14 protein-coding genes are annotated in these 12,186 nt (G+C 74.9%); 7 read left to right on the forward strand and 7 right to left on the reverse strand.

Annotated elements, in window-relative coordinates; all coding sequences use genetic code 11:
* The 6 genes from IF129_RS14465 to tdh form a co-directional block, all read right to left on the reverse strand.
* Entirely contained in the window at positions 1 to 939 is a 939-nt protein-coding gene (locus tag IF129_RS14465; protein WP_191210040.1) for a complex I subunit 1 family protein, read from the reverse strand.
* On the reverse strand, positions 936 to 2,075 hold the full coding sequence (locus tag IF129_RS14470) for a hypothetical protein (RefSeq protein WP_191210041.1): 1,140 nt from the start codon (positions 2,073 to 2,075) through the stop codon (positions 936 to 938). Before IF129_RS14470 ends, IF129_RS14465 begins: the two co-directional genes overlap by 4 nt.
* Entirely contained in the window at positions 2,066 to 2,416 is a 351-nt protein-coding gene (locus IF129_RS14475) for an NADH-quinone oxidoreductase subunit A (RefSeq protein ID WP_191210042.1), read from the reverse strand. Before IF129_RS14475 ends, IF129_RS14470 begins: the two co-directional genes overlap by 10 nt.
* 144 nt (positions 2,417 to 2,560) lie before the next feature.
* Positions 2,561 to 3,481, reverse strand: a complete 921-nt coding sequence (locus IF129_RS14480) for a LysR family transcriptional regulator (protein ID WP_191210043.1) — start codon at positions 3,479 to 3,481, stop codon at positions 2,561 to 2,563.
* A gap of 21 nt (positions 3,482 to 3,502) precedes the next feature.
* Positions 3,503 to 4,684, reverse strand: a complete 1,182-nt coding sequence (locus IF129_RS14485) for a glycine C-acetyltransferase (protein WP_191210044.1) — start codon at positions 4,682 to 4,684, stop codon at positions 3,503 to 3,505.
* A 23-nt stretch (positions 4,685 to 4,707) separates the two neighbouring features.
* Positions 4,708 to 5,736 carry an L-threonine 3-dehydrogenase gene (tdh, locus tag IF129_RS14490; RefSeq protein ID WP_191210045.1) on the reverse strand — a complete coding sequence of 343 codons (1,029 nt, stop codon included), beginning with the start codon at positions 5,734 to 5,736 and terminating at the stop codon, positions 4,708 to 4,710.
* A 236-nt stretch (positions 5,737 to 5,972) separates the two neighbouring features.
* On the opposite strand from tdh, the gene IF129_RS14495 reads away from it, so the two are divergent.
* Positions 5,973 to 7,346 (forward strand): MFS transporter, encoded by a 1,374-nt coding sequence (locus IF129_RS14495; protein ID WP_224754995.1) that lies wholly within the window; start codon positions 5,973 to 5,975, stop codon positions 7,344 to 7,346.
* Positions 7,347 to 7,368: 22 nt separating this feature from the next.
* On the opposite strand, the gene IF129_RS14500 is transcribed toward IF129_RS14495, so the two are convergent.
* Positions 7,369 to 7,761: a hypothetical protein gene (locus IF129_RS14500; RefSeq protein ID WP_191210047.1), complete on the reverse strand. Its 393-nt coding sequence runs from the start codon at positions 7,759 to 7,761 to the stop codon at positions 7,369 to 7,371.
* 289 nt (positions 7,762 to 8,050) lie between these two features.
* Between IF129_RS14500 and IF129_RS14505 the strand changes: the two genes are divergently transcribed.
* The 6 genes from IF129_RS14505 (at position 8,051) to mmuM (ending at position 12,148) form a co-directional block, all read left to right on the forward strand.
* Positions 8,051 to 8,695, forward strand: a complete 645-nt coding sequence (locus tag IF129_RS14505; RefSeq protein ID WP_191210048.1) for a PAS and ANTAR domain-containing protein — start codon at positions 8,051 to 8,053, stop codon at positions 8,693 to 8,695.
* A gap of 77 nt (positions 8,696 to 8,772) precedes the next feature.
* A complete protein-coding gene (locus tag IF129_RS14510; RefSeq protein ID WP_191210049.1) occupies positions 8,773 to 9,177 on the forward strand; it encodes a cell division protein SepF in 405 nt (134 codons plus the stop codon).
* Positions 9,178 to 9,244: 67 nt separating this feature from the next.
* Positions 9,245 to 9,586: a nucleotide pyrophosphohydrolase gene (locus tag IF129_RS14515; RefSeq protein WP_191210050.1), complete on the forward strand. Its 342-nt coding sequence runs from the start codon at positions 9,245 to 9,247 to the stop codon at positions 9,584 to 9,586.
* Positions 9,587 to 9,732: 146 nt separating this feature from the next.
* Complete coding sequence (locus tag IF129_RS14520) at positions 9,733 to 10,155, forward strand: DUF6099 family protein (RefSeq protein ID WP_191210051.1); 423 nt, start codon at positions 9,733 to 9,735, stop codon at positions 10,153 to 10,155.
* Between the two features lie 173 nt (positions 10,156 to 10,328).
* Entirely contained in the window at positions 10,329 to 11,252 is a 924-nt protein-coding gene (locus IF129_RS14525; RefSeq protein ID WP_191210052.1) for an LLM class F420-dependent oxidoreductase, read from the forward strand.
* Positions 11,249 to 12,148 (forward strand): homocysteine S-methyltransferase, encoded by a 900-nt coding sequence (mmuM, locus tag IF129_RS14530; protein ID WP_191210053.1) that lies wholly within the window; start codon positions 11,249 to 11,251, stop codon positions 12,146 to 12,148. The genes IF129_RS14525 and mmuM overlap by 4 nt, the downstream gene beginning before the upstream one ends.
* Positions 12,149 to 12,186 lie beyond the last annotated feature (38 nt).

Below are 12,186 nucleotides of genomic sequence, written 5' to 3' on the forward strand. Positions count from 1 at the left end.
TCACCCCTCCACGACGACGACGATCGACACGGCCAGCACCTGGAGCAGCACGACGGGCAGGGCCACCACCCAGCCCAGCCGCACCACCGTCTGCGGCCGCACGCCGGGCAGCCGCCCCCGCAGCACCACGAGGCAGCCCAGCACCGCCAGCGTCTTCAGCAGCGACCACAGCCAGCCCGGCAGCCACGGCCCCGCGCCGCCCCCGAGGAACAGCGCGACGGCCATGGCGGCCCCGGCCGTCAGCAGGGCGTACCGCCCCGCGAGCAGCAGCAACCGGTCGACGCCCGACGCCTCGGCGAACACGCCCCCCGCGACGTCCCCGCCGCCCGGAGCGCCGAGCGGTCCCCACAGGCTGAACCCGGCCACCCCCACCAGCAGCACCAGGAAGGCCACCGGCATCCAGACCACGAACCAGAGCCCGTCCTGCGCCTCCACCACCGTCCCCACGTCCAGGCTGCCCGCCGCCACGGCCGGCGCGGTCAGCGCGAACATCAGCGGAAGCTCGTAGCCCAGGGCCTGGGCGAGGTAGCGGTACCCGCCCACCAGCGGGTACGGACTGTCCGGGCTCCAGCCCGCGAGCCACACCACGGCCCACAGGCAGACGTCCATCGCGTTGAACCACACGACGCCCACCGGGACGTCGGCCACCACCTGCCCGCCGAAGGGCACCACGGCGACCATCAGCGCCGCGATCACCACCGGTCCCGCCACCCCGACCTGCCACAGCAGGCCGTCGCGGACCGCCGTCGTGTGGCGCCGCTGGCGCAGCAGCCGGGCCGTCTCCGCGAGCGGACGCGCCGCCCGCGCCGGGCCGCGCGGCGCGGCGCCGGCCGTGCCGCCCGGCGACGCCGCGTCCAGGACGGCCGCCGCCGAGGCCAGCGCGAGCAGCGCGGCGAGCACCGGCAGGGCCGCCCACGCGGGAGCGGCCTCGACGGTCATGACGCCCCCGCCGCGACGGATGGAGCGGCCCCCGGCTCGTCGGGGTCCGGGTCGAAGCTCGCCAGGACCGTGCGGGCCTCCGCGAGCTCCCGTCCCGGCAGCAGCTCCACAGCGGCCCCGAGCAGGGCGGACGAGGGCGCGGCGGCGGGCTCCCCGCGCGGACCCCCGTCGGGCGGGGGCGCGCCGCCCAGGACGGCGTCCGTCTCGACCAGCCACTGCCGCAGCCGGGCGGAGACGTCGTGCGGGGGCGCCGCGCGCGCGGCGGGGCCGCCCACGCCGAGACGACGCGCGTCCGCCGGGAGGAGCACCCCCAGGTCCCGGGTGCACCACCGCAGCAGACGCGACCCCTCCACGCGCCGCCGCCAGGGACGGAAGTCCGCCCGGACGCGCTCGTGCGCCTCACCGGCGAGCAGCCGGTCCCGCAGCGCGACCGCCCCGGACGCGGCGCCCGCCCAGCCGGTGACGGACAGCAGCCGGGCCAGGGCGTCGAGGTGCGAGGCGGCGCAGCGCCCGCGCCGCAGGTCCGGGGAGGCGTCCGGACCTGGCGCCCAGTAGGACGGTCCCCGCGCCGCCCGCGCGCGCAGCACCCGGGCGGTGGCGCTCTGGACGACGTCCCCCTGGAGGCGGGTGTCCACGACGAGTCCGGCGGGCCAGTGCGGCAGGACGGGACCGAGCGCCACCCGCAGCACGTCGAGCGTCAGCCCGTCGCGGTCCTCGGCGCGGTCGGCCATGGGCAGACCGCCGGGCGGGTCCCCCTCCGGGCCGGGGACGGCGGTGTCGTCCCGGTCGGCCGCGTCCGCCTCCTGCTCCGCCGACCCGAGGAGGGGCACGAGCCGGCGCAGGACGTCCTCGGCCCGCCCCGGCCCGGCCACGACGCCGCGCACGCGGGGCCCGGGCAGCTGCGACCACGTCACCTCGGCGGCCCTCCGCAGCTCCGCCGACGGCTCCCCGACCACGAGCAGCACGTCCGCGTCGGCGGGCGAGAGGGCCCGCACACCGCCGAGCGCGGCCAGGGCGGCCTCCGTCTCCAGCCGCAGCCCCGTCGCGCCGGGGCACACGACGAGGAGGACGTGCGGGCATCCGGCGGCCCGGCGGGCCAGCCGTCCCCGGCCCCTTCGCGCGCCCCTCACGCCCACGCGAGGACACCCTCCCGGCGGGCGTAGAGGACCCCGCACATCAGCAGACCGAGGAAGGCGAACATCTCGACCACGGCCGCCGGTCCCACCTCGGCCACCACGACCGCCCACGGATACATGAACAGCATCTCGACGTCGAAGGCCAGGAAGACCAGTGTCAGCGCGTACCAGCGGGCGTGGAACCGGGACCAGGCGTGCTCCGCCGGTGCGCCGCCGCCGGAGAACGGCCCCGTCACCAGCGCGGCGGCCCGCACCGCCGTCAGTCGGTGCAGGACGCGCAGTCCCGCGACACCGCCGACGACCAGCACCAGCATCAGTCCCAGGCGCGCGAACTCCGCCATGTCTCGGTTCCGCCTCCACGACGCGTACGGGCGACGAGCGTCATCGCCGCCCGGTACCCCGCCGGGGCGTCACCCATACCCGGGAGACGGGCGATTCCCCCGAGAAGCGGCGGCCGTGTCGCGGGCACGGGGGACGTCCCGGCCTCAGCCCGCGCGCGCCGACAGGCCCGCCGCCGCGTCGCCCAGCGCGTCCAGCACCGGACGGATCAGCGGATGCCCCTCCGCCCCCCGGCGGACGGCCGCGAACACGCGGCGGAACGCGGCCGGGCCGGTGACCGGCCGCACCACCACGTCGCGCAACTCCATCCCGCGCAGCGCGGAGCGGGGCACCAGGGCCACGCCCGCGCCCGCCCCCGCGAGGGCCACCACGGCCCGGAAGTCGTCGGAGGAGTGCCGCAGCCGGGGGTCGAACCCGGCCAGCTCGCAGGCCAGCAGCACCATGTCCAGACACGGGTTGCCCGGGTAGGGGCCGATCCAGTCGCTGTCCGCGAGCGACAGCAGCGCCACCTCGGGCTCCGCCGCCAGTCGGTGCCCGGCGTGCAGGACGGCGTCGAACGGCTCGGCGTACAACGGCACGCGGGCCAGCCGCCGGTCCCCCTCGCGCGGCGCGCCCCGGTACTCGACGGCGAGTGCGACGTCCGCCTCCCCGTCCAGGACCATCGGCAGCGAGGCGTCACCCTCGGCGTCCCGTACCCGCACACGGACGCCGGGGCGCCGCGCGCCGAGCGCGACGATCGCCGGGGCCAGGACCTCGGCGATGCCGGTCGCGAAGGCCGCGACCGTCACCTCGCCCGCGCTGCCGCCCGCGTACGCCGCGAGCTCCGCCTCGGCCCGCTCCAGCTGGGCGAGCATCGCGTTCGCGTGCTCCAGCAGGATCTCCCCGGCCGCCGTGAGCCGCACGCCCCGGCCGCTGCGCGTCAGCAGGGTGTGACCGGTCTCCTGCTCCAGCGCGGCCAGCTGCTGTGAGACGGCGGACGGGGTCAGGTACAGGGCCGCCGCCGCGGCGGTCACCGTCCGGTGGTCCGCCGCGGCCCGCAGGATGCGCAGCCGCCGGGGGTCGATCACCGGTCCATTGTCACCCGGTCGTCATCCGGCCATCGCGGACCGGGCGTCGGCGAAGGCGGCCACGGCCCGCTCCACGTCGGCCGTCGAGTGCGCCGCCGACAGCTGCACCCGGATGCGGGCCTGGCCCATCGGCACCACCGGGTAGGAGAACCCGATCACGTACACGCCGCGCTCCAGCAGCAGCTCGGCCATCCGGGCCGCCCGCGCCGCGTCCCCGATCATCACCGGCGCGATGGCGTGGTCCCCGGGCAGCAGCTCGAAGCCCTCCTCCGTCATCCGGGTGCGGAACAGCGCGGTGTTGGCGGCCAGCTTCTCCCGCAGGTCACCGGCCGACTCCAGCAGGTCCAGCACCTTCAGCGACGCCGCCGCGATCACCGGGGCCAGCGAGTTGGAGAAGAGGTAGGGGCGCGAACGCTGCCGCAGCAGCGCGACGATCTCCGCCCGCGCCGCGACGTACCCGCCGGACGCGCCCCCCAGCGCCTTGCCCAGCGTGCCGGTGATGATGTCCACCCGGTCCATGACGCCGTGCAGCTCCGGCGTGCCGCGTCCACCGGCGCCCACGAAGCCGACCGCGTGCGAGTCGTCGACCATGACCATCGCGTCGTACCGGTCGGCCAGGTCGCAGATCTCGGGCAGCGGCGCCACGTAGCCGTCCATCGAGAAGACGCCGTCGGTGACGATGAGCCGCCGCCGCGCGTCCCCCGCCTGCACCAGCTGCTTCTCCAGGTCGGCCATGTCGCGGTTGGCGTAGCGATGACGACGGGCCTTGGACAGCCGGATGCCGTCGATGATCGAGGCGTGGTTGAGCGCGTCGGAGATCACGGCGTCCTCGGGCCCGAGCAGGGTCTCGAAGACACCGCCGTTCGCGTCGAAGCAGGAGGAGTACAGAATCGTGTCCTCCTGGCCGAGGAACGCGGACAGCCGCCGCTCCAGCTCCTTGTGGACCTCCTGGGTGCCGCAGATGAAGCGCACGGACGCCATGCCGTAGCCCCAGCGGTCCAGCGCCTCCTTCGCCGCCGCGACGACCTCCGGGTGGTCCGCGAGGCCGAGGTAGTTGTTGGCGCAGAAGTTCAGGACCTCGCCCGAGGCCACGGAGACCGTGGCGCTCTGCGGCGTGCCGATGACGCGCTCGGGCTTGTGGAGGCCCGCGTCGCGGATCTCGTCCAGGGTGGCGCGCAGCTCGTCGCGGACGGATGTGTACATGAGAGGAACTCCTTGGGGGAGGGTCAGGCGGTCCAGTCGAGGATGATCTTGCCGCTGCGGGCGGTCGCGGCCTCGTCGAAGGCCGCCTCGAAGTCGCGGTAGGAGTACGAGCCGGTGATCACCGGGCTGAGGTCGAGCCCGCCCTCGAGGAGCACGGTCATCGCGTACCAGGTCTCGAACATCTCGCGGCCGTAGATGCCCTTGACCGTGATCATCGAGGTGACGATCCGCGACCAGTCGACGGCGAACTCCTCCGCCGGCAGCCCCAGCAGGGCGATCCGCCCGCCGTGCGTCATGTTCGCCACCATGTCGCGCAGCGCCTCGGGGCGGCCGGACATCTCCATCCCGACGTCGAACCCCTCGCGCAGCCCCAGTTCCCGCTGCGCCTCACCGATGCCGGTGTGCGCCACGTTGACCGTGAGGGTCGCCCCCGCCTTGCGGGCCAGGTCAAGCCGCGGCCCGCTCACGTCGGTGACCACGACGTTGCGCGCCCCCGCGTGCCGGGCGACCGCCGTCGCCATGACACCGATCGGCCCCGCGCCCGTGATCAGCACGTCCTCACCGACCACCGGGAACGTCAGCGCCGTGTGCACGGCGTTCCCGAACGGGTCGAAGATCGCCGCCACGTCGAGGTCCACCCGCGTGCGGTGCACCCACACGTTCGACGCCGGCAGCGCCACGTACTCGGCGAACGCGCCGTCCCGGCCGACGCCGAGCCCGACCGTCGCCCGGCACACGTGACGCCGCCCCGCCAGGCAGTTGCGGCACGTCCCGCACACCAGGTGCCCCTCACCGCTGACGAGGTCGCCGACCGCCACGTCCCGCACGTCCGCCCCGACCGAGGCGACCTCGCCGACGAACTCGTGCCCGAGCACCCGGGGCGTCGCCACCGCCTGCCGCGCCCAGCCGTCCCAGGAGCGGATGTGCAGGTCCGTCCCGCAGATCCCGGTGCGCAGGACCCGGATCAGCACGTCACCGGGTCCGGTCTCGGGCTCCGGGACGTCCATGAGCCAGAGGCCGGGCTCGGCCCGGTGCTTGACGAGTGCCTTCATGGGGGCGGCTCCAGCCGGAAGTGGGGTGATCACGAACGCGCACCAATCTGCGCGACGGCGGACCACGGCGTCCATCGAGGTTTTCTTAAGCGGTCCGACAGCGCAGCTTCACGCGCTGAACGTCCGGGATGCGGGTACGTTGCGGAAGGGTGAGCTCCCCGGACGCCCGAACCACCGACCACCGTGTGGACGACCCGCCCGACCCGCGCCGCTGGAAGGCCCTCGGCGTCTGCCTGATGGCCGGCTTCATCACCCTCCTCGACGTCTCCATCGTCACCGTCGCCCTGCCCTCCATCCGCACCGGGCTGGACGCCGGGGCGGGCGCCGTCCAGTGGATCGTCGCCGGGTACGCCCTCTCCTTCGGGCTGCTCCTCGTCCCCGCCGGGCGGGTGGGCGACGCCCGGGGCCGACGGCTGCTGTTCATGACCGGGCTGGTGCTCTTCGCCCTGGCCAGCGCCCTGTGCGGGGTCGCACCGAACCCGGCGTGGCTGGTCGCGGCCCGACTGCTCCAGGGGCTGGCGGGCGGCATCCTCGCCCCCCAGGTCGCCGCGCTCATCCAGCAGCTCTTCCGGGGGGCCGAACGGGGCCGCGCCTTCGGCATGTACAGCGCGGTCATCGGCGTGTCCACGGCCGTCGGTCCCGTCCTGGGCGGTGTGATCATCGCCGCGTTCGGTGCCGAGCAGGGCTGGCGCTGGATCTTCTTCGTCAACCTGCCGGTGTGCCTGGTCGCGGTCGTGCTCGCGGCCCGCTACCTCCCGGGACCGCGGGACACCGCCCGGCCCTGCGCCCGCGACCTCGACCCCTTCGGCGTCGTCCTGCTCGGCGCGGGCGTCGGTCTGCTGCTCGTCCCGCTGGTGCAGGAGCGGCAGTGGTCCGGCCCCGGCAAGTGGCTCCTCGTGCCCGCCGCGTTCGTCCTCCTGGCCCTGTTCGTCCAGTGGGAGCGACGCCACGCACGCCGTGCCCAACCCCTGGTCGACCTGGGCCTCTTCCGGCTCACGTCCTACACCCTCGGCTCGCTGCTCATGCTCGCCTACTTCGCGGGCTTCACATCGATCTTCTTCGTCTTCACGCTCTACCTCCAGGCCGGGCTCGGCTACAGCGCCCTGCTGGCCGGTCTCTCCGTGACGCCCTTCGCCCTCGGCTCGGCCCTCGCCGCCGTGCTCAGCGGACGCCTGGTCGCCCGCTACGGCCGCACCCTCGTCGTCGTGGCCCTCGTCGTCGTGGCCCTCGGCCTGTGCCTGGTGATCCTCGCCGTGGCAGCCGTCCCGCAGCACGCCGTGGGCCTCGCCGTGGCCGGTCCGCTGCTGCTGGCCGGTCTCGGCGGCGGCGCGGTCATCGCCCCCAACCAGACGCTCACGCTCGCCGCCGTCCCGCCCGCGCAGGGCGGCAGCGCCGCGGGCGTGCTGCAGACCGGTCAGCGCATCGGCTCCGCCGTGGGCATCGCCGCCGCGGGTGCGGTGTTCTTCGCCCGCCTGGCGACGACGGACGACGACTGGGCCGCCGCGTTCCGGTACAGCCTCGGCGTCTCCGTGGGCTTCGTCGTCCTCGCCCTCCTCGTCGCCCTGGCCGACCTGCGCACCCGGCGCGGCCCCACGCCGTCCGGGGTGTGACCGGCGCGGCGTCCCGCGTCGGTCAGTACAGCCCGACGATCGAGCGGGGGACGACGACGTGCCGGGCGCGGTGCTCGCCGGCGAAGCGCCGCGTCGTGGCGGCCCGCACGTCGTCGTCACCGGCGGCCTTGGCCACCGCCCTGCGGTGGCTCGCGCAGGTGGGGCAGTCCGCGTCCCACTCGGGGAGTTGGTCGGGGTGGTCGGCGGCCATGTGCTCGGCCAGGGCGATCTGCGAGGAGACGACGCTGTCGAACGGGTCGTGGTCCACGTGGGGTTCACCGGTGAGGCGGCTCTCGTGCACCGCCGCCATGGTGTCCTTCATGGTCCGGTACCGCCGCGCGCACTCCTGGCAGGCCCACATCCAGGCGGGCGGCAGGGGCCATGCGTCGTCGGGCCTGATCTGGTCGGCGCTCATGACGCCACCGTAGTCGGCGGTAGCTGTCCGTGTTCGCCGTTCGGGTGATCGCGCCACTGCGGAGCGTGCGGGCGGTGCGCGGCGGGGACGCCGGAGCCGCCGGGTGCGGCACGCACCGCCGACCGGCCAGGACGCCGACGGCGCGGGCGCGCAGCGTCGCGGTGTGTGCGCTCCGCGTCGCCGTGGAAGGGCTTTTCCCCGGAGGCGGCGGGGGGTCGCACCGCGTCTGGCAGGATGGCCGGGAGTGACGGGGATTCCGTGCGGTGGGTGAAGAGGAATGGTGTCCGTGGTGTCGCAGAGGGCATACGGGGCGGCGGTTCCCGGGGATCGGGCGGGTGTCTTCCGCTACGACGTCCGGGAGGACCGGTGGTGGTGGTCGGACGAGATCTACGCCGTGCACGGCTACGGACCGGGCGAGGTCCGGCCGACCATGGACGTCCTGCTCTCCCACCAGCACGAGGACGACCGGGCGTACGCGGGGGAGGCGCTCAAGCACTGTCTCGCCCGGGGCGAGCCCTTCGGCTGCTACCACCGCATCGTGGACGTGTCCGGCACGGTCCGGCGCGTGGTGATGACCGGGGACGGAGACGTGGCGGAGGACGGCTCGGTCACGGCGCTGCGCGGATTCTTCGTCGACGTCACCGACAGTGTGGAGAAGGAGCTGAGGACGGAGGCCGGGCGGTCCATCGCGACGGCACGGGCGAGTCAGGAGCAGGTCGACCAGGCGCGCGGCATGTTGATGGCCGTGTACGGCATCGACGCGCACACCGCCTTCCAGGTGCTGCGGTGCCACTCGCAGCACGCCAACGTCAAGCTGAGGGACGTGGCCCGGGCACTGGTCGCGGCGGCACCCACGCCCGCAGGGGAGCCCGCCGGGGGGATGCGGCGGCGCGTGGAGCGCGTGCTGTACCCGGAGTCCGGGTGCGGCCCGTGACGGCACGTCCCGTGCGCACGGGTGCGACACGAAGGTGATCTCCGCAGGATCGGGCGGGTTTTTCCTACACTCGCGGAATGCGGATACCGAGTGACGCCCCGGAGGACGAGTGGGAGGGCCTGGCCGAGGTCGTTCCGCTGCGTGGTGGCTACGAGTGGGGTTCCTGGGCGACCGTGCCGCAACTCCCCGCCCCGGCCGAGCGGGACGTCCCGGAGTCCGGCCGTCCCGGTGGGCCGGTGGACACCGGACGGCAGTTCGTCGTGCTCCGGGTGCAGATCTTCGCGGACGCCCGGGAGGTGGCCGAGTACCTGATCGCGGGGGACCCCGTGCTGGTGGACCTCAGCGCGGCCGAGCCCGATGTCGCCCGGCGGGTACTGGACTTCGCCAGCGGGACGGTCTTCGGGCTGGGCGGGGGCATGCACCGGATCAACACCGACGTCTTCCTCGTCACGCCCCTGGGGACGGAGGTCAGCGACCGCTGACCGGCAGGTCGTGGAGGCGGGATGGGCCGGCCGCAAGGACGCCGCGGCACGGTGGTAGACCGGGGGCATGAGCACGGAGAACAGCAGCGATCTCGCGGCGCGGCAGCGGCGACTGGCGGAGTTCGCCGCCGCTCGCGACTGGGGGCGGTACCACAACCCGAAGAACCTGGCCGCCGCGCTCAGCGTCGAGGCGGGCGAACTCGTGGAGATCTTCCAGTGGCTCACGCCCGAGCAGTCGGCGGCGGTGATGGAGCGGCCGGACCAGGCGGCCCGCGTGCGCGATGAGGTCGCCGACGTGCTGGCCTACCTCCTCCAGTTCTGCGAGGTGCTCGGAGTGGACGCGCTCGGAGCCCTCGACGCCAAGATCGAGCGGAACGAGAAGCGCTTCCCCGTGCCCGAAGAGCCCTGAACGGGTGACGGAGTTGTCCACAACCCGCCGGTCATCCACAGATTTCCGGGGGGTCCTGGTGGGCCTGCCGCCCAGCCGTCACGGTGGGTTCCGGCGACGCGTCACGTGGTGACGCTCGACGCTGCGAGGGCTCACGGAGAGGACAGATGGATGCGGTACGGCTCATCGGTGCCAGCCGTTCGGCGCTCACCCGGTGCGGGGACGGCGCGCAGATCGTGGCGGAGGCGTGGCAGGTCCAGGCGTTGGCCCAGGCCGTCGGGCGGTTGCTGGCGGCGGGTGGCCCGCCCCGGGCCCGAGCGGCGGCCGGGGCCCTCTCCGAGGCGGGGGTCCGCCTGCGGTTCCTCCCCGGCCACCCCGCCGAGATCCGGGCCGCGCGCCTCACCGAGGTCCGCGATCCGCGCCGGGCTCTCGAAGCTCTCGGCGACCTGTTGGCGCGGCTGTGCGCCGCGTTGGTCGAGGTGGCGGCCGGAGCGGAGGACGAGACGCTCTACGGGCACTGTCTGGACGCCCTCGACGCGACGGGGGAGGTGGCCGACCGCGCGACCGCGCTCCTGGATCACCTCGCCTGAGCCGGTGCGGGGAGTCCCGTCGGGGGTGGCGAGCGAGGTCGGGAGCCGGGTGCGTCCACCGCTGCGGACAGCCTGGCGCATGGCCGGACGCGCGGTCGGCCGGGTGTGCGGCGAGGCGGCGGTCCGCGTGCGGTCGGCGCACTCCCCTTCCTCGGCGCGGCAGTATGGAAGGCATGGATCTCCGCATCTTCACCGAGCCCCAGCAGGGGGCGAGCTACGAGACGCTGTTGCGCGTGGCCAGGGCCACCGAGGACCTCGGCTTCGACGCCTTCTTCCGATCGGACCACTACGTGGCCATGGGGGACGCGGACGGGCTTCCGGGACCGACCGACGCCTGGATCACCCTCGCCGGGCTGGCCCGCGAGACCAGCCGGATCCGCCTGGGCACGCTGATGACGGCGGGCACCTTCCGGCTCCCGGGCGTGCTCGCGATCCAGGTCGCCCAGGTGGACGCGATGTCCGGAGGCCGGGTGGAGTTCGGTCTGGGGGCGGGCTGGTTCGAGGCCGAACACACCGCCTACGGCATCCCGTTCCCGCCGGAGAAGCTGGGCCGGCTGGAGGAGCAGCTGGCCGTGGTCACCGGTATCTGGAACACACCGCCCGGCCGGACCTTCGACTTCGACGGGAGGTTCTACCGGCTCCGGGAGTGCCCCGCGTTGCCGAAACCGGCCCAGGAGCGCGTCCCGGTCCTCGTCGGGGGGCTCGGCCCCACCCGGACGCCCCGCATCGCGGCGGGCTACGCCGACGAGTTCAACGTCCCCTTCGCCTCCGTCGAGGACAGCGACCGGCAGTTCGGGCGGGTCCGGGCCGCGGCGGTGGAGCAGGGCCGGCGGCCCGAGGAACTGGTCTATTCCAACGCCCTGGTGGCCTGTGTCGGGAAGGACGACGCCGAGGTCGCCCGGCGCGCCGCAGCCATCGGGCGGGAGGTGCCCGAGCTGCGCGAGAACGGGCTGGCCGGCTCCCCGGCGGAGGTCGTGGACAAGATCGGACGGTATGCCGAGATCGGTGCCTCGCGGGTCTATCTGCAAGTGCTCGACCTGCACGATCTGGACCACCTGGAGCTGATCTCCTCCCAGGTCCGCTCCCAGCTGCCGTGACCCGGCCCGTGCGCCCGCTGGCGCAGGCCCTGGCCCGCGAGGCGCTCGTCCTGGACGGCGGGCTGTCCAACCAGCTCGCCGACCAGGGGTGCGACCTCGGGGACGCGCTGTGGTCCGCGCGGCTGCTGGTCGACGCCCCGCAGGAGCTGGCGCGTGCGCACGCCGCCTACGTCGCGGCGGGCGCACAGGTCCTGATCACCGGGAGCTACCAGGCGTCCTTCGAGGGCTTCGCCCGGCGGGGCGTCTCGGCGGAGGCGGCGACCCGGCTCTTCGCGCGCAGTGTGGCCCTCGCCCGCGAGGCGGCCGGTGAGCGTCCGGTGTGGGTGGCCGCCTCGGTCGGGCCGTACGGCGCGGTGCTCGCGGACGGAAGCGAGTACCGGGGCCGGTACGGGCTCACGACGCGCGAGCTGGCCCGCTTCCACCGGTCGCGGATCGAGGCGCTGGCGGCGGCCGGGCCGGACGTCCTCGCGCTGGAGACGGTGCCCGACGTGCGGGAGGCGGAGGCCCTGTTGCGCGCGGCGGAGGGCTGCGGACTGCCCGTGTGGCTGAGTTACACCGTGCGCGGGGAGCTGACGCGGGCCGGGCAGCCGTTGCCGGAGGCGTTCGCGGTGGCCTCGGGCAACGACCAGGTGGCCGCCGTCGGGGTCAACTGCTGCGCACCGGAGGATGTGGCCTTCGCCGTGGCGTCGGCGGCCGAGGTCACCGGGAAACCGGTCGTCGCCTACCCCAACAGCGGGGAGCGCTGGAGCCGGGCACGCGGTGGGTGGGAGGGACCGGCCTCCTTCGACCCGCGGCTGGCCGTGCCCTGGCGGGCGGCCGGCGCCCGGCTCATCGGCGGCTGCTGCCGGGTCGGCCCGGACCGCGTCGCCCGACTCGCCGCCGTCCTCGCGCCGTAGCGGACCGGTACCCGGGGCGCGGCGGGAAACGTCCGTCG

The organism is Streptomyces chumphonensis (assembly GCF_014779715.1).
GTDB classification, from domain to species: domain Bacteria; phylum Actinomycetota; class Actinomycetes; order Streptomycetales; family Streptomycetaceae; genus Streptomyces; species Streptomyces chumphonensis.